Source organism: Streptomyces sp. NPDC059037 (assembly GCF_042740015.1).
Lineage (GTDB): Bacteria > Actinomycetota > Actinomycetes > Streptomycetales > Streptomycetaceae > Streptomyces.
This window is the reverse complement of record NZ_JBHYIG010000048.1, coordinates 23,385-40,260: the sequence shown is the minus strand read 5'-3', so window position 1 is coordinate 40,260 and position 16,876 is coordinate 23,385. Positions and strand designations below refer to the sequence as shown.

Genomic DNA, 16,876 nt, shown 5'->3' with positions numbered 1-16,876 from the left:
AGTACGACGATGCCCCGCCCAACGCGGGAACCGCCGGCGCGCGCACCGCCTGCGGCCACCTCTCCGTCGACCCGGACATGGTCGGCTCAGGCACCGAAACCCGGGGCCACGGCTGGCTCGCCCTCACCTCCCCGCACGCCGGCCACGGCGCCTTCCCTTCTGAGCCCTCCTCCCCCTCCGTGCGTCCTGGCCGGACCGCCAGCCCCTGATCGTCGTCCGAGCCCGTCGCAGGACGGAGGTGCACGACGGCCAGGCGCAGGCGCCGATGGGCGGTTTGGGTACTTATGGTGGCCTGGTGAGGTTCGTACCTTGGTGGGCCGTGCTCTCGTCCGGGTGCGCGCCGCTTCTGCTGGTCGGTGGCTGGTCGGTCGCCGCGGTACTGCACGGGCCCGGCTACGACCCGGTCACGGAGACCATCAGTGTCATGGCCGCCGACGGAGCTTCCGGACGGTGGGTGTTAACCGGGGTGCTGCTCGTCCTGGGGATCTGTCACATCGTCACCGCTTGGGGGCTGCGCCCGGCTGCACTTGCCGGGAGGGTCGCGCTGGGCTGCGGCGGGGTGGCCGTGATGGGGATGGGCCTGTCCCCGGTTCCGGAGAGCGGGGGTTCGCTGGTGCACGGCTGGGTCGTCGCCGTCGGCTTCGCGCTCATGGCGTTGTGGCCGGTCCTGGCGTCCGACCGTGACGCAGCCGCCCCCTGGGGACTACGGCCCGCTCTGTCACTCGCAGTGTGCCTGCTGATGGGAGCCGGCGCGGCGTGGTTCCTGATCGAACTGCATCGCCAGGGCGCCGCCGGCGTGGCCGAACGCGTCCTGACCACCGCCCAGACGGCATGGCCCTTCGTGGTGGTTGCATCCTGCAGGGCCAGGGCGCCCGTTGGACGGACGAGAGAGACGGACCGGATGACGGACCAGATGGACCAGACAGATCGGCAGTGAATCGGGCCCAGGGGGCGTCTTCCCAATCTTTGCGGGTCAGCGACGCCTGCCTGATCCGCGGTCGAGACTTAAGGAACACGCCCGCATCCGAAGCACGAGGGACACCCGCTGGAGGGGGACGCCCCTCGCCGCCGCGGCCTGAAGCACCCGGCGAAGGCGAAGAACATTTCGGCCTCCCAACCACACGAGGCGATGCCCCAGCCCTTTTCACCTCTCACCGATGGATCAGGTCCGGGGTCTTCGGGCCCCGTTCGAGGAGGGGCCGGGATCCTGGAAGCTCTCGTTCCCCTGAAGCTCTCGTTCCCCTACAAGCCGTGGCGCTCTCAGATGACCGCCGAGGGCCTTGGCACGCACGCGCTGGAGAAGACGACGAAGGAGCTGGTCCACCTTCGCCAGGAGGCCCGCAGGCGCCCGAGGAAAGCACGCGTAGCGGGACTACGGATCTCTTTCCCGCTAGAGGGAAAGAAGGCTGCACCTGTCAGCGCAGGAGGGGCCGTGGCTCCGCGCGCGGAACTCCAGTCGCGCCCGATAGCACGGTCGGTGATCCTGAGATCATCGGAACCTTCCCTCGACGGGCCGGTTGAGAACCAACGGAATCCGGAGGCCTGCCATGGACGGATGGGGCGCCAACAACTTTGGCGAGCTCGGCCACGGCACCAACAACCCCAGCAACGTTCCCGTCACCCTCGGCAGCCCGAACGCTGTGATCTCCCTCGCCGCCGGCGACTCGCACAGCCTCACCGTCTGAGCGGCGCCCCACTGTGCGGTGAAGCCCGCCTCGTCCAGGACGTGGCCGGGTTACCGGGGTGATGCATGGCCTCCAGTAGGTCCAGGCCGACGGTGTTGGGGGTGCCGGTAAGAACCGTGTCACCAGCCGCAAACGGGGTAACTGCGTCGATTCACACGGCCAGTCGGAAATCGGCTTCGGACCGACCCGGCTCCTGGGCTACGGCCTGTTGCCCCAGATCAAGCAGATCAACAAGGTCGAGCTGTACCGGCCGGACGCGAGGACGAGGACGCCTACGAGCACCTGGCCGACGCGATGACCCGCCCGATCCGCTGGGACGTCATCGAGAACAACTACGACCGGCTCATCAAGTACGCCACTGCGATCCGGGGCGGCACCGCCTCCACCGAGGCCCCTGGAGCGCGCAGCCACAGCGGGGCGCCGCGTTCTCGGGTCCTCTGCTGAGACCACCCCCGGGGAGCACCGAGAACCTGTGCCTGAGCCTCGGTCGGCGCTGTGTGGCGTTCGGCCCAATGGCCGACATCAATGAACCAGTGCGGATGTCGCGCGACGTACGTTGCCGGGACACTGCAGGAGGCGTTGATGACCGATCACCCACACATCGCCGTGTTTCACCGCACCTTGGCTGCCTTCTCGGCCGGCGACATGGATGCGCTGGCGGAGGTGTTCCATCCCGAAGTGGTTTGGCACGTCGGGGGCAGGAACCAGCTGGCAGGAGACTACCGAGGACGTGAGGACACCTTCGCGTTGTTCGGCCGGGAGTTTCAGCTGACCGGCGGAACGTACCGTCCACAGCTCCACGACGTACTCGCCGACGATGACCACGCGGTCGCTCTCCTCCATGCCAAGGCGTCACGTGAGGGCAAGGAGCTCGACTTGGACTACGCCCTCGTCCTCCACATGAGGGACGGCAGGATCACCGAGGGCTGGGTGCTCCCCACCGACTCGAGCGCGTACGACGACTTCTGGTCGTGACTGCCGCGCCGGGGCTCTCGCAGCCAGGTCCATCAAGCGCCGATCCGCTGCTACCACGTAGGCCTACCTCGCGGGGCGGCGCGATATCGCCCTGAGGGTGCGACACAACGAGCGCTGTGCGGGGACGCTCCCAAGTCCGTTGACGGTGCCGATGGCTCGAGCACGAGCACTCCCCCGATCCGAGGAGCTAGAACGAGATGGCGACGACGGACTGCAATCGAAGGTCGCTCTGGTGACCGAAGGAGCGACCGGGATCGGGCTTGCCACGGTTCGCCGGCTTCTGCCTGAGGGCTGCGCAGTCATGATCGCATCCAGGAACCGTGTCGTGGGCGACGCAGTGGTTACCGATCTCGGCACCAAGCGGGTCGCGTTCCACACGGTTGACGTCACAGACGAGCCAGCGGTCGAGTCCGCGGTCGAAGCCACGATCACGCGCTTCGGCCGCCTGGACTATCTGTTCAACAATGCCGGCGCCGAGGGAACCGTCGGACCGATGGCCGCTTGGTCCAATGACGATGTCGAAGCGGTCCTGAACGTGAATGTCAAGGGCGCGTTCTTCTGTATGAAGCACGCCGCGCCACGGATGGAACCTGGGTCGGTGATCGTGAACAACAGCTCCTTCCTCGGGACCATTCCCATGCCGCTCGCCAGCCCGTACGCGGCCAGCAAAGCAGCCTTGCTGAGCTTGACCCGCTCAGCTGCCGGCGAGCTCGCGGAGCAGGGGATCTCGGTCTTCGCGATCTGTCCCGCAGTTGTCGACACTCCCTTGATCGACCAGGTATCGGAGCCGGCGACGGTGCCGAAGTCAGCCCTCGCAGAGATGGTCTGTCCCAGCCACCAAGTAACGTCCCCCGACCGGGTCGCCGATGTCGTGACCAGACTGCTGAAATCACCCACCTCCTTCGAGACCGGATCGGCACTGCGGATCGATCCGAACGAGGTCGAGCGCATCGGGGCCTGACTCACAGGCTGCAGCTACGGTCGCTGTGAGGTGAATTGAGCCAGGCGCCGACGCAGTTCCAGGTTCTCGCCCTGCGCGACTTCCAGGGCCTTCCCGAGCTGGGCGACCTCTTCCCGGTGGCCCAGCTGTTGCTGCGGAAGGCGTGCGCTGAGGGCTCGGACCGCTGCTGACGTCGACGCTGATCAACTCACATCGCGACCGGGCACAGGCGCCCGGCCTCGCTTTGCGCGATGCCGCTCAATGTCGGCAGGCAGCTTCTCGTGCCCGTAGAGGACATCGGTGCTCACCGCCGCTTCACGGGCAACGGCCGTGAAACTGATGGACCTTGGGCCACTCGGGCACGTTCCGCGGCGTCCTCACTGCGGGTGGCTTTGTTCACGGAAAGTGACAGCACTTGCTCGCGACTTCGGGAGGCAGCAGCGCCGCTACCCAGAATCGAACGGTCACGGCGCCGGCGGGCAGTCATGGTGATCGTCCCAGCGGGCTAGCGCCAGCCGGTCGCCCTACTGCCGTACAGGAACCGGATCAGCCGGCATCAGCGGCTCGATCCGGTCCCCTACTGCATCAGTTCGCGGGACCGCCGACGCAGTTGGTGAAGTGAGTTCCGTCGTCGTTGGTTCCCATAGACGCATTCTGGTAGCAGAGTTTCCCGAGGTTATTGATCACTTGGCCAGCGTCAGCGATGAAGGATCCGAGGTCACCGCCGACAGGCCGGGGGCCGTCAGCATGGGCAGGAGTCGCCAGAGCAAAGGCAGCCAAGGCGAGCGTGGCAGTCGTGATGATCTTTCGCATACCTACTGCAACGATCATGCCGATCAGACGGCACGAGCAACGGCAAACATGTCCTCCATGCGCCGTAATCAGCAGGCGCCAATAGGCAGCAGTGGGGAGCCGCGATGAGAGACAAGCGTGGTGAAGCGTCCGTGGGGACTCTTTGCTCGGCGTCGGGTTCGTCCATGGGGACACGGTGCAGCCCTGCCCCGTGTGTGCCCCGGTCCGCCGCGACCGGGCACACAGAACCGAGAACAACCGCCACGGACACGCTGTTTCGGGCCGAGGCGACCTGACGGACCCTCAGTGGGAGCGGCCCCGGCCGCTCCTGTCGGTGAGTCACGGGCGTTGCGGCAGATGGAGAGATCACCGACAGGTGATCAACGGGATGCTCTACCCGATCAGGACGGGTGTGCAGCGGCGTGACCTGCCGGAGCGCTACGGGCCGTGGAAGACGGTGCTGAGCGGCATCGCCGCTGGTCCGCAGACGGCACCTGAGAACTCGCCCAGCCGGAGGTGGCCGAGCCCCTGTCACCGCCCTGTGGCGGGCTGGAGCCGCCCACCCGGCCCTGCTTCCGCGAACGCTGCTGGCCCCTGCCCGCCCTGATCGACATGGACACTCGGTTCCAGGAGGTCACCTGGAACAGGCCGGCGGACGCGGCTGGTGGGACGGCGTGCTGCCGCTGCGGACGCTGCTGGTCGAACAGCCCGAAGAAGCCGATGAGTCGACCGGCTACTGGATGAGCAACCGTCCCGCCGACACGCCGGTCGCCGCCCAGGCCTTCCTCCTTCCCCACCCTTCGGGGACTCGACCCAAAAGCCCTGACCGCACACAGCCTGGCCCTCTACCAGGTCCTCGACCTTCTGCAGGACCTCCCGCGGTGCTCGACCGGCACTTGCACCACCTGCGGCCAACCCCTCAAAGCCAGCCGAGGCAGAACCTAACGAAGCACTACTAGGCCAGACAGGCGATCAGTTCTTCCCGGCTGGTCACGCTGGTCTTGCGGTAGATCGCCTTGAAGTGGTCGTTGACCGTGTGCGGCGACAGGGCGAGGCGGCGGGCGATCTGTTTGACGGCCTGGCCTTCGAGGGCCTGCTCAATGACCGTGCGCTCGCGGACCGAGATGCCGTACCACTGGGCAAGCGCGGGCAACAGGTCTGCGGCCTGGGCGGGTTGGAGGGTCACCACCACCGCGCCGGGCGCCGCCCCTTCGAGAGGCTGCGCCTGGAGGGAGAGCCAGCCCGCGGCGGTGGGGGCACGGGTGAGCGCCGGTGCGGCCGTGCGCCGCGCGGTGTAGGCGATGTGCCAGACGAAACCGAACGTCTCCTTGTCGCCGGCGGGGCGCGTGGGGTAGACGCCGGGCAGCACCGCGCGCAGGGCGTCGAACCCCGCCGAAGTGGCCCCGGCGATCTGGTCGTCGCCGTCGATGACCGCGACGATGGGCGGAAACGAGGCGATCTTGGGCCGTAGCGGCTTGCTCGTCACATACCGCTTCACGGCCTGCGCAAGCGGCTGGGCCAGCTCCGCGGCGCGTGCGGCCTCGGCCGGCGAGAACGGCCTCGATCCCCGCTCGCGCAGCAGGACCAACGCACCCCAGGCGACGCCGCGTTGGGTGAGCGCGATACACAGTTCGCTGCCGTAGCTCTCGGCGGCCATGAGGCGGTGCAGCCTTCGCGCCTGCGGGTGCTCGTCATGAGCTCCGGCCCCCAGCACGAGGGCCGGGCAGCTGCCGTGGATGAGCTCCGCGACGGGGCTGCGGGTCCTGCCGAGGGCGTTCTCGAAGTCCATGCGGCGTCGCGCGCGCACGTCGTAGTCGTTCTCGCAGGCGAGGAAGCACCGCTCGCCGGTGATGGGGTCGTAGCCGGTGAGCAGATACCCGTCGTGCGGCATCACTCGGCTCAGCTGGCGCGAGAGCTCGCCGCCCAGCTCCGTGGCGCTGCCGACCCGCGCCGCCGCTTCCGGCGCCGAGCGACTCACCGTACCGACTGAGCTCAATGAACCCACCCCCGTGGTCGTGCGACGAGTCTGGCATACGCCACCCCTCCAAATCCGGGTATTTCCCACTTCCCCTGCTGCCGGACAGTGCACGAGGGCGGGGTGAGTGCCGGGGGGGGCAACTGGTCCGCCATCCCTGAATCTTGGGATACCGAGCTCTTCCTCCGCCCTCCACAGTTGAGGCCACGAGCCAGCAGCCGGCAGTCAGTCAACGGCGGGGCCGACACGAGGTGAGAGGAGGGCGGTTCCATGTTCGTGAGCGCGATCGCCGCCGCAAGGTTCGGCATGTCGATGACGCTCGGCAGGCCGTTCCACCGCCGGTCGCTCGACCGGTTGCTCGACGGAATGCGGGCGGCCCAGCGGGAGTTCGGCACGGTCACTGCCGCCGAAGACGACGACCTGCTCGGCGGCGCGGCGCTCGACCCCGAGACGCGGCGGCTGGTGCAGGGGCGGCGTCTGCGCACCCAAGCCGTGCGGGCCGCGCGGGAGACCGACTTCTACGCGGAGGTGTTCCGGCGCAGCGGAATCGACCCGGCCGGCGTCGACCACGACTCCGTCTCGGCGATCCCGGTCACGTCCAAGCAGGCGCTGCGCGACGACCCCTCCGGCTTCGTGCGGAAGGGCGCGTCTCCCGCCCACGGATGCTCGACGACGGGGACGACCGGACGGGCGACGACGGTGTGGCTCTCCGACGACGAACTCCACCTCATGGCCACGCTGGCCGCGCTCGCGCACTTCCAGTCGCGGACGTTCCGCCCTCAGGACCAGATCCTGCTCGGGATCAGCCCGCGCAACCGCATCGCCGCCCACGCCACGGCCTTCGCCGCCGCGGCCGTGGGAGCAGTGGTGCGCATCGGCGGCATGGTCGCCCCCGAGCAGACGCTCGCCACGCTGGCCGAGCACCATCCGATCCCCGGGCACACCTCCCGCATCAGCGTGCTGACCGCCCACCCGTCCTACCTCGCACTCCTGGTGGAGACCGCGCGCGGACTCGGGTACGGACCCGCCGACTTCGGTCTCGAACGGGTCCTGGTCGGGGGCGAGATCCTCACGCCCGGCCTGCGCCGACGCGCCCAAGAGGTCTTCGGCGAGCTCGAGTTCGACGAGAACTACGCGCTGACCGAGCTGGTGCCCTTCGGAGGCATCCGGTGCGAGAGAGGGCACGTCCACTACGAGCCCACCACCTGCCTCGTCGAAGTGCTTGACCTCCACGGCCGCTGCCTCCCGGTCGCCGACGGGGAGCCCGGCGTACTGGTCGGCACCCCGCTGCCGCCGTTCCGCGACACCACGCTGCTCCTGCGGTACGACACCGAGGACGTGGTCCAGACCCTGGCGCACCCGCCGGACTGCACCATGAGCCGGCTGCCCGCGCTCGCCCAGCTCCTCGGCAAACGACGCCAGGCCGTGGGCCATGACGACGGCTGGACCTTCGTACGGCCCGTCGTGGAGGCACTGGAGTCGGTCGACGGAGTGCCGCTGCCCGCCCGGTTCGGCTTCTGGCGGACGCGGGGCGGCGTCGCGGTCGAAGTCATGGCCCCGGACAGCCCCGGGCTCAGGACCGAGGTCGGCGTAGCACTGGAGCGCCACGGCGTGCCCCTCGCCGAGCTCAGGGTCGTACAGAGCCAGGACGAACTGCTTCACCCGCTCCCGCTCCGTTGCGACCTGCGGGAAGGGGACTTCGCCCGGGCCGCCCCCACGGTGGCGTCGGCGGTGACGGCGGTGACGGCGTCAGAAATGTCCGCCGTGGCGGGACGGAGGGGGCGACCGTGATCCAGTCGATGCTCGTGGTGGCCGCCTTCACGCTGCTGGCCACGGTCGGGAGCTGGTGGTACTTCCGGCGGCACCACATCGCGCGGCCACCGTTCGGCGTCATCAACCTCGCGGACGTGATGGTGGCGATGGCAGGGCTCGTCCTGATCCCCCTCCTCTACATGAAGCTGCCGATCGCGGTCGTGGTGATCCTGCTCGCGCTCCTCACCATCGGCGCCCTGCAGGTCGCGCTCGAACCCGTCGTGGGGCGCAGGCCCCTGTGGACCGTGTGCCTCGCGCTGATCGCGGCGGACCTGGTGCTCGGCCTGACCGTGGGCGTACGGAACGAGGCGTTCCTGCTGACCAATGACGCGATCATGGTGATCGTCGTGATCGGCGTGGCCAACCTCTGGGCGCAGAGCGGTCTGAAGGCGGCGCACGCGGCGGTGTTCGCCGCAGTGCTCACCGGCTATGACGCCCTCGTGACCTGGCAGTTCTCGGTGACGCTCCAGCTGTTCGTGAAACTCACCAAACTTCCGCTCTTCCCGCTGGTGGGCTGGGGCCTGGAGGAGGTCCCCACCAGCTTTCTCATCGGGCTCGGAGACCTGCTCCTCCTCTCCCTCTTCCCGCTCGTGATGCGCAAGGCGTACGGCAGGACGGCCGGGCTGAGCGTACTGCTGACCGGACTCGCCACCACCGCACTCATCTTCGTCCTCATCGCCAGGGACACCATCGGGCACACCATCCCCGTCATGGTCTTCCTCGGCCCCGTGATCGTCGCCCAGTACCTGTACTGGCGACTGACCCGCGGCGTCGAACGGCCGACCCGGCAGTACCTGCGGGCAGAGCCGCTCACCCCGCGCACCCTCAACCCGATCAGCGAAGGGAGGTGAACGACCATGATGAAGGCCAACCTCAGCTACCTCCGTTACGCACTCTCCACGCTGGCGGCGGTGGGCTTCGGCGCCCACGGCGCCACCTGATCCACCCGTTCCATCTGATCAGCCTGCTCCACCGGGATGGTTCTCCACGGGGCAAGGGACGCCGGTCGTCGCGCGCGAGCGCACGACCGGCGTCCCGGCGTGTGCGGCGCTTCCCCGCGTAGCGCCCACGCCGCCGCTATGCGCGGCCCGTCCCGCCCGATGTCACGGTGCGGACGGCCTCGGTCAGGATGGCCCGCAACTCCCCCAGGAAGGCCCGCAGATGGGGCAGCGAACGCGATTTCGCCCCTGCTCGTGGAGGTCGTGAACGCCGGACTCCACCATCGCGCCCGCGACCACGTGGTACGCAGCCGCTGGTGCGGCCACTGGTTACTGAGCGCGTCCTTGCCGGTCGAGCCAACGACGGCGCTCAGTTGTGACTGAGCCCTTCACGTGGCAGGACTCGCCAACTGAAGCGCACTGCCCACCGTGTTCCAGTCGGCGTAGCCGCGGACCTGGCAGCGTGCCCCCACCCGTCCTTGCCCACAGCAGGGAGAGGCCGCCGCCCCGGAAGGTGTGGGAGCCCTTCGTCGGTTCAGTTACGCGTCGCGATGGTTTCGGAACCACTGCGCCACCTCGTCGGCGTGGGTGTCCGGTGGGAAGACGGGGTAGAAGACGTGCTCGATCGTGGCGCCGCGCAGTACGAGGGTGAGGCGCCGGTAGAGCGTCTGGCCGTTGGCCTCGAACGTCGGGAGCTTCAGCTCGTCCGCGAGCGTGAGCCGGGGGTCCGAGAGCATCGGGTAGGGCAGGTGCAGGCGGTCCACGAGCGCCTGCTGGTAGTCGGCTCGGTCCGAGGACAGGGCGAGCACACGGTCGACACCTTCCGCCCGCAGTGCGTCGAGGTTGTCGCGGAAGTTGCAGGCCTCCTGGCTGCAACCGCGCGCGCCGGGGATCTCGTTCCAGCCCTCCGGGATGTCGGCGGCCGGGTCTCCGGTGAGCGGGTAGAGGAAGAGCACCCAGCGGCCCTCGGAGACAGCCTCCAGACGTGTCTCGCTGCCGTCCGTACCGGTGAACGACAGGGCGGGAAGCGTTCGGCCCGGCAGGTGGGCGGCGGCGCCGTCGTCCACCGGAGCAGGCAGGTCGGCGGGCAGGGGATCGGCCTTGGGCAGCATCTCGTCGGGCTCCTTCGATGGTTCGGTGGCGGAGGGAAAACCTCGCCGGGCCGCCGCGTCCCGGCGGCGGATCAGCTGTTCCCGGCTGTGCGTCAGCCGGGCGACGAGAAGGTCGAGTGCCTCGATCTTCTGCTGGTAGGCCGCCAGGGACTCCGCGCAGTGGTCGCCGGTTTCGTGTCCCGCGCGCAGGCAGGCAAGAAACGGGCTGGTCTCCTTGGGGGTGAGACCGAAGGCCCCGAGGCTGCGGATCTCCTCTGCCAGCCGGACGTCCTCCGCGGTGTAGTCGCGGTAGCCGTTGGCCGCTCGGCCGGGGCTGAGCAGCCCGCAGTCCTCGTAGTAGCGCAGACCCTTGATCGTCACACCGGCGGCCGCAGCCGCCTCACCTGCACGCATGTGCACCTCCTCGTCGTCCAGAACGCTAAACCCGGACCTTGGGGGACGGGTCAAGGGCGGGCTGTCAGGTGTCCTGTCTGTCCTGTCTGTCCTGTCTCAGATAGGTCTGGGCAGGCGATCCCCTGACCTGTGGTGCCCGGCCGGACTTGGCTGAGACGGTTACCTGCATGACGTCTCAAGTGAGGGCGGGCAACTCAACCTGGCGCAGACAAGGACCTTGTGGATCCTGCGCATTGACGTTCCCCCCGTCGTGCATGAGAGGCGCTTCCACCCGCTACGCGGGCCGGACGAGAAGATCCCTAGGAATACGGTGAATTCGCCATAATCCTCTTCGGCGCTGCCCGAAGCACCCAGTGTGTGGGCCGCCCTCGGCCTTGTGCCGCACCACCTCGAACGACAAGAACAGCTTCTGAGCCGCCTTACGGGATGTCACCAACAGCACGCTCGCAAACTGTCGTGCCTGTGACTGAGCGTCCCAGTCGGGCCTGGCCGCGCTTCCGTGATGGCTACGCCAGACAGGCGGCCTGCGTCCAGGCCGGCCGGCTACCGCGCAGGCACCTGAGCAGCGCGAGACTCTGTCGCCGAAAGCACTCGGGATCGCCAGTTGCAGGCGGCGGCCGATGGCGCTGGGAGAAAGGCAACCTGGCGTTGCTGGAGGCTGAGGACAGCGCCCAAGCAGCCGTCGATGACGATTTGATCGTCGACGCAGCGGGGTGCGGCCCGCCTGGATCCCGCAACCGCTGGCCGAAGTCCCGCGCGCCGCCCTCCTTCAGCACCGCCACACCGAACTCTCCCGGGCCGCCGGGGTTGAACACCAGCGATCCGATGCGCTCGTGAGACTGCGTGGCGCGGGTGCAGATGAGGGGCAGGGCGAGCACCCTCCCTGCGGCAGTAACACGTCTGGCCGTCGCTTCGGCCGCTCAGTGAGCGGAGCAAAGATCGCGGGGAGACACTGCTCTGTGTTTCGGGAAGGCACCAGGAGGACGCAGTGGCTTACGCGCCGATCCGCTGGGTGGCGGCGCCCCTCGCCGCGTTCGCCCTGTGTAGCTGCACAGCCGCGCCGGAGCACGACACGTCACGGCAGGGCACGTCTCAGGCGGCCCGAGCCCCTGAAGGGCCTTGCGCGCTGAAGTGGCACGACAACACCGACAACATCGGGGTCCCGACCCCGTCCGGGAAGTGGACCCACTCCACCGGCACGGTGAACGCCCTGACCCTGTTCATCGACTTCCCGGACATCCAGGACACCGAAGGTGTCCAGGCCCGTCACGACCAGTTCTTCCCCGCGACGGCGGAGTACTTCAAGACCGCCTCGTACGGCCGCCTCGACTACCGCCCCGAGCCGGTCATGAAGTACCTGCGGATGCCCAAGCCCTTCAGCGCGTACCGCCTCGAGCGCGGCGCCTCGTACGAGGCCCGCCTCGCCCTGGTCAAGGACGCCGTCGCGGCGGCCGACCCCGAGGTCGACTTCAGCACGTACACCAAGGGCGACCTGATCAACATCATCGTCACCCCCAAAGCCGGCAAGGGCCTGGACCTCGCGGCAACGCACAACCTCGCCGAGCCGATCGAGACCGACGAGGGCCCCAGCCCGATCATGCACATCGTCGACGTCTGGGACAACGACAGCTCCCTGATCCTCAACCACGAGAACGGCCACACCATGGGCCTGCCCGACCTCTACCCCTACGCAGGCGACACCACCAAGTTCCCGGCCGGGCACTGGGACATCATGAGCGACGCCACCAGCGACCCCACCGACATGCTGGCCTGGCACAAATGGAAGCTCGGCTGGATCGACAACAGCCAGGTCGACTGCGCCGCCCAGCAGCACACCACCACCGAGCGCACCCTCACCCCGCTCGCCATCACCGGCGGCACCAAGATGGCCGTCATCCCGACCAGCGACAGCACTGGTTTCATCGTCGAGGCCCGCACCAAGGACGGCCTCGACCGCACTCAGTGCGCCGAAGGCGTCCTCGTCTACTGGGTCGACACCACCAAGGCGGGCGGCGACAACCCGGTGACCGTCTACGCCGGAAATCAGCCGGATTCCTGTGGGCAGGCGAAGGGCAGCAACTGGCGAGCGCTCGCCAACGCCCCATACCAGGTGGGCCAGACCTACAAGGACCCCCGGACCCGCACCACGATCGCCGTCACCGGCAGGAACGACGACGGCAGCCACACCGTCAAGGTCACCCGAGGCTGACCCTGCCCCTGCCTCTTTGCGGGCAGCGGACTCAGTTGGGGCACAGTGCGTTCCGCGACGGGACGGCGCCGTCGACGAGATAGGTGTCCACCAGCCGGTCGGTGCAGGCCGATCCGGAGACGTAGGCGCCATGTCCCGCACCCTGGCGGGTGATCAGCGACGCGGTGCCCAGGTTCTTCTGCACCGTGCGGGCGTTCTCCAGCGGGGTCGCCGCGTCGCGGGTGAAGGAGACCAGGAGCAGGGGCGGCGCTCCGGGTGCTGTGATCGGTTCGACCGAGCCGGTGGGCGGCACGGGCCAGGCCGCGCAGTCAAGCAACGTCCACGCGTTGGAGGCGCCGAACAGCGGGGACCGTTCGGCCAGTTCCCTCGCATCGTCGAGGAGCTGTCGGGCGGAGCGGGGGGCCTTGCTGTCCAGGCAGAGGACCGCGGACTGGGCGATGTCGGAGTTGAAGTCGGCGTCCACCCGACGGACCGGCCCCCGCCGGTCGCCGTCCTGGGGTGCGGCTTCGTCCTCGGCCAGACGCATCAGAGGTGCGCCGTCGCCGTCCATCGCCGCATCCAGCGCCTCGGTGAGGGCGGGCCACTCCTCCTCGCGGGAGAGGACTGCGGCCACGGAGCCGGTCGCGGCCTCGGTGGTCACATCTTCCCCGTCGAGCCCCGCCACCGGTTCCTCGTCCAGGCTCCGCACGAACGTGGTGATCTCGTCGACGGCTTGGTCCGCGGTGGCGCCGAACGGGCAGGAACCCTGGGCCGCGCAGTCCTGGGCGTAGCGCCGGAAGGCGTCCTGGGCGACCTTGACGTCGAGCGCGGTGACCTGCCGCATGTCCATGCCCGGGTCGACCACGCCGTCCAGCACGAGCCTGCCGGTGCGGTCCGGGAAGAGCTGGGCGTATTTCTGGCCGATGTACGTGCCGTACGAAGTGCCGATGTAGGTGAGCTTCTTGTCGCCGAGCGCGGCGCGCATGATGTCCAGGTCCCGGGCCACACTCGCGCTGTCCATGTGGGAGAAGACCGGGCCGCTGACCTGCTTGCACGCCTTCGCCCGTGCCGCCGCGTCCGCGAAGACGGTGTCCGCCTCGGACCGGGTGCGCGGCGAAAAGGTCAAGTCCGGCCCCTGCGGGGCGTTTTCACCCTTGGGGCAGGTGATCGGTGCGGATTCGCCGATGCCGCGCGGGTCGAAGCCGATCAGGTCGTAGCGGGCCATCGTCTTGTCGCCCGCCTTCCACGCTCCGCTCGCCACATCGGCCGCGGCGCCGGCTCCCGGGCCGCCCGGATTGTAGAGCAGCGATCCGAGACGACGGTCCTGATCGGTCGCCTTGATGCGCGACACCCGGATCTTGATGTTCGCGCGGTCCGGGGCGGCGTAGTCGACAGGTACGGTCACCCAGCCGCACTCGGCATTCGGCAGAGCGTCCTTGGTGACCTCCGGGCCACAGGCCTCCCACGCGATCTTCTGCTGAGTGAAGCGAGTCGGCACCGGGCGCCGCTCGGGCGGGTTGCCCGAAGTGTCCTTCGAGCCGCCGGGCGTGCCCTGCAGGCTGCATCCGGTGACCACCAACACGACTGCGGCCAGTGCTGCCGCTGCTGCCGGGCGATGGATCTTGGACCCCTTGGGTATGTGCATCGGTCTTCCTCGGCTTCGGATCAGCAGCAGTGCGCCGCACTGCCATCGCCCGCGGCGTCCCCGCCGGCCTGGGCCTTGTCTCTCTCCGGGACGCTGCTGCGGTCTGTGTGCGGGGAGCTCACCAACACTTTCGCCACCGGATCCGGCAGCGGTGTCTCCCTCGCGTCTCATTGACCGGGCAGTCCCGTGACGCCCGTGTAACAAGAGCGGACGCCACGGGGCCGGCGAGGCCGTCCATGCGATTGACGTACGGCGACGAGCCGGCGGAGATCACCGCGCCCAGATCTGGGCCGGTATGGACATCGGCAACGAACACCACCACTGCGTGGTGGGCTCGCCCTGCTCTCAGTTCCGGGGCAGGCGCAGCACCAGGCGGGCGCCGCCGAGGTCGGTGTCAGGGTCGGGGTCGGGGTCGGGGTCTTCTGAGGTGAGGGTGCCGCCGTGGGCGGTGGCGGTGGAGCGGGCGATGGCCAGGCCCAGGCCGGTGCCGCCGCTGTCGCGGTCGCGGGCGTCGTCGAGTCGGGTGAAGACGTCGAAGATCCGCTCACGATCCGGTGCGGGAATGCCCGGGCCGTCGTAGCTCACCTCCAGCACGATGTGCTCGCCCCCGGGGGGCCACCGTCAGGCGCACCATGCGCCCGGCGTGACGGCGGGCATTGTCGACGAGGTTGGTCAGCAGCCGATCGAGTTGGGAGCGCGAGCCTCGCAACGGGGCCGGGTCCAGAATGTGGACCGTCACGGCGGGGCCGTCGAGGCCCTCAACGCGCCGGGCCTGGTCCTGGGCGAGGTCGGCGAGATCCAGGAGGCGGTGGGGTGTGGGGGTGTGGGCGTCCAGTCGGGCCAGCAGGAGCAAGTCGTCGACCAGGTCCTGCAGTTGCCGGGTGTCCTTGAGGGCTTCACCGGCCACTCGGGGCCAGTCGGCGCGTTCGGGGCGGGTGGCGGCGACTTCGAGGCGGGCGCGCGGGGTTGCGAGCGGGCTGCGCAGTTCGTGCGCCACGTCGGCACTGAACATGCGCAACCGCGTGACCGCCTGGTCCAAGCGGGCCAAGGTGCTGTTCATGGTGGTGGCCAAGCGGGAGATCTCGTCTTGGGAGGCGGGCACGGGCAGGCGGCGGTGCAGATCGGTCGCGGTGATCTCGGCGGCTTCGCGGCGCACCGCCTCCACGGGCGCCAGGGCTTTGCCGACCGCATGCCAGGTCAACCAGGCAGCCAGCAGCAGGATCGCCAGCACACCGGGGATGAGGATGGCCACCAAGCGGGTCACGGTCTCGTGGCCAGGGGCGAGGTTGATGTGCGAGGAGATGCGGTAGCGGCCGTCTCCGCTGGTCGCCACGACGCCGTCGCCCTTGCCCGCGTCGGTTGACGGGGTGGGCAGCGGGCTTTCGGGGGCGTCGGGATTGGGTTGGGCGGGCACGCCGGAGGTGACCTCGCCGTCCGGTTTGATGGTGTAGTCACCGTCGCCGCCGACCTGGACCGTGTCCAGCAACTCGACGGCGGTTCTGACCTGCTGGCGGGCGGTGTCCTCGGCGTCTTTACGCAGATCCGTGTAGACCACGGACACCAGCACCACCGATCCCACCGCCAGGGCGATGGCGAGGGCCAGGGTGACCGCGGCGGTGGTGCGGCCGCGCTGGGTGCGCGGCCGCAGGCGGGGCCGGGATCTATCCGCCTTCGGGGTCGAGGCGGTAGCCGGCGCCGCGGACGGTGCGGATGCTTCTGCGTCGGAACGGTGTGTCGATCTTCTTGCGAAGCGCACTGACGTACACCTCCACGATGTTGAGGTCGCCGTCGTAGTGCTCGTCCCAGGCGCGCTCGAGGATGTCGGTCTTGGTGACCACCTCACCTGCACGCTCGGCCAGGCAGATCAGGACCGCGAATTCCTTGGACGGTCAAGGTGATTTCCTGTCCGTCGCGCCAACAGCGCAGCCCGACCGGTTCGATCCGCAGATCGCCCAGCTCCCACACGGTGGTCGTGGTGGGCCGGCCGGAGCGGCGGATGAGGGCCTTGAGGCGGGCGGCGAGCACGACGAAGGGAGAACGGCTTGGTGAGGTAGTCGTCGGCGCCCGTCTCCAGGCCGTCGGCCTCGTCGTACTCCCCGTCCTTGGCGGTCAGCATCAGGATCGGGGTGTAATCCCCGGCCGCGCGCAGGCGAGCGCACACGTCGTAGCCGTGCAGACCTGGCAGCATCACATCCAACGTGATCACGTCGTACGTGCCTGCCCTGGCCATGCGCAGACCCTCGCGCCCGTCACGGGCCCAGTGGACGTCGCACCCCTCCGCGGCCAGGCCGTCCCGCAGGACCTCGGCCAGGCGTTGGTCGTCTTCCACCACCAACACGCGCATGCGGGCAATCCTGCCCGAACCGCACCGCAGGCACCTGAAGCGGCATTCAGGTCTTCAGGTTCAGTTCAGGTTCTCAG

Annotated in this window: 14 protein-coding genes and 4 pseudogenes; 12 read left to right on the top strand and 6 right to left on the bottom strand. The window is 69.0% G+C overall.

Annotated features, from left to right (window positions below; translation table 11 throughout):
• The 9 genes and pseudogenes from ACFWY6_RS13375 to ACFWY6_RS13335 form a co-directional block, all read left to right on the top strand.
• Positions 1-209 (top strand): annotated as a pseudogene (locus ACFWY6_RS13375) (hypothetical protein); the annotation flags it as partial.
• An 86-nt stretch (positions 210-295) separates the two neighbouring features.
• Positions 296-937: a DUF998 domain-containing protein gene (locus ACFWY6_RS13370; protein ID WP_384688754.1), complete on the top strand. Its 642-nt coding sequence runs from the start codon at positions 296-298 to the stop codon at positions 935-937.
• 610 nt (positions 938-1,547) lie between these two features.
• Complete coding sequence (locus tag ACFWY6_RS13365; protein WP_384688751.1) at positions 1,548-1,685, top strand: RCC1-like domain-containing protein; 138 nt, start codon at positions 1,548-1,550, stop codon at positions 1,683-1,685.
• A gap of 145 nt (positions 1,686-1,830) precedes the next feature.
• A pseudogene (locus ACFWY6_RS13360) lies at positions 1,831-1,983 on the top strand (Tn3 family transposase); the annotation flags it as partial.
• Positions 1,968-2,129 carry a Tn3 family transposase gene (locus ACFWY6_RS13355; RefSeq protein ID WP_384688766.1) on the top strand — a complete coding sequence of 54 codons (162 nt, stop codon included), beginning with the start codon at positions 1,968-1,970 and terminating at the stop codon, positions 2,127-2,129. The pseudogene ACFWY6_RS13360 and the gene ACFWY6_RS13355, both read left to right, overlap by 16 nt.
• Before the next feature lie 138 nt (positions 2,130-2,267).
• Positions 2,268-2,660: a nuclear transport factor 2 family protein gene (locus ACFWY6_RS13350; protein WP_384688748.1), complete on the top strand. Its 393-nt coding sequence runs from the start codon at positions 2,268-2,270 to the stop codon at positions 2,658-2,660.
• 232 nt (positions 2,661-2,892) lie between these two features.
• Positions 2,893-3,621, top strand: coding sequence for an SDR family NAD(P)-dependent oxidoreductase (locus tag ACFWY6_RS13345; RefSeq protein ID WP_384688746.1), 729 nt, complete (start codon positions 2,893-2,895; stop codon positions 3,619-3,621).
• Positions 3,622-3,656: 35 nt separating this feature from the next.
• Complete coding sequence (locus ACFWY6_RS13340; protein WP_384688742.1) at positions 3,657-3,791, top strand: hypothetical protein; 135 nt, start codon at positions 3,657-3,659, stop codon at positions 3,789-3,791.
• An 893-nt stretch (positions 3,792-4,684) separates the two neighbouring features.
• A pseudogene (locus ACFWY6_RS13335) lies at positions 4,685-4,887 on the top strand (transposase); the annotation flags it as partial.
• A gap of 460 nt (positions 4,888-5,347) precedes the next feature.
• Here the strand turns inward: ACFWY6_RS13335 and ACFWY6_RS13330 are convergent.
• Complete coding sequence (locus ACFWY6_RS13330; protein WP_384688740.1) at positions 5,348-6,370, bottom strand: LuxR C-terminal-related transcriptional regulator; 1,023 nt, start codon at positions 6,368-6,370, stop codon at positions 5,348-5,350.
• 267 nt (positions 6,371-6,637) lie between these two features.
• On the opposite strand from ACFWY6_RS13330, the gene ACFWY6_RS13325 reads away from it, so the two are divergent.
• Both ACFWY6_RS13325 and ACFWY6_RS13320 read left to right on the top strand, forming a co-directional pair.
• Positions 6,638-8,158, top strand: coding sequence for an AMP-binding protein (locus ACFWY6_RS13325; RefSeq protein ID WP_384688738.1), 1,521 nt, complete (start codon positions 6,638-6,640; stop codon positions 8,156-8,158).
• Positions 8,155-9,030: a hypothetical protein gene (locus ACFWY6_RS13320; protein WP_384688735.1), complete on the top strand. Its 876-nt coding sequence runs from the start codon at positions 8,155-8,157 to the stop codon at positions 9,028-9,030. The genes ACFWY6_RS13325 and ACFWY6_RS13320 overlap by 4 nt, the downstream gene beginning before the upstream one ends.
• Before the next feature lie 626 nt (positions 9,031-9,656).
• Here ACFWY6_RS13320 and ACFWY6_RS13315 read toward each other — a convergent pair.
• Positions 9,657-10,622: a MerR family transcriptional regulator gene (locus tag ACFWY6_RS13315; RefSeq protein WP_384688732.1), complete on the bottom strand. Its 966-nt coding sequence runs from the start codon at positions 10,620-10,622 to the stop codon at positions 9,657-9,659.
• Between the two features lie 988 nt (positions 10,623-11,610).
• Here ACFWY6_RS13315 and ACFWY6_RS13310 point away from each other — a divergent pair.
• On the top strand, positions 11,611-12,831 hold the full coding sequence (locus ACFWY6_RS13310; RefSeq protein ID WP_384688730.1) for a M6 family metalloprotease domain-containing protein: 1,221 nt from the start codon (positions 11,611-11,613) through the stop codon (positions 12,829-12,831).
• Positions 12,832-12,862: 31 nt separating this feature from the next.
• Here the strand turns inward: ACFWY6_RS13310 and ACFWY6_RS13305 are convergent, their stop codons facing one another.
• The 4 genes and pseudogenes from ACFWY6_RS13305 to ACFWY6_RS13290 form a co-directional block, all read right to left on the bottom strand.
• Positions 12,863-14,455 carry an alpha/beta hydrolase gene (locus ACFWY6_RS13305; protein ID WP_384688727.1) on the bottom strand — a complete coding sequence of 531 codons (1,593 nt, stop codon included), beginning with the start codon at positions 14,453-14,455 and terminating at the stop codon, positions 12,863-12,865.
• Positions 14,456-14,800: 345 nt separating this feature from the next.
• Positions 14,801-15,040: an ATP-binding protein gene (locus ACFWY6_RS13300; RefSeq protein WP_384688725.1), complete on the bottom strand. Its 240-nt coding sequence runs from the start codon at positions 15,038-15,040 to the stop codon at positions 14,801-14,803.
• Complete coding sequence (locus ACFWY6_RS13295; RefSeq protein WP_384688722.1) at positions 15,000-16,034, bottom strand: histidine kinase dimerization/phospho-acceptor domain-containing protein; 1,035 nt, start codon at positions 16,032-16,034, stop codon at positions 15,000-15,002. The genes ACFWY6_RS13300 and ACFWY6_RS13295 overlap by 41 nt, the downstream gene beginning before the upstream one ends.
• Positions 16,035-16,116: 82 nt before the next feature.
• A pseudogene (locus ACFWY6_RS13290) lies at positions 16,117-16,799 on the bottom strand (response regulator transcription factor).
• Positions 16,800-16,876: the final 77 nt, after the last annotated feature.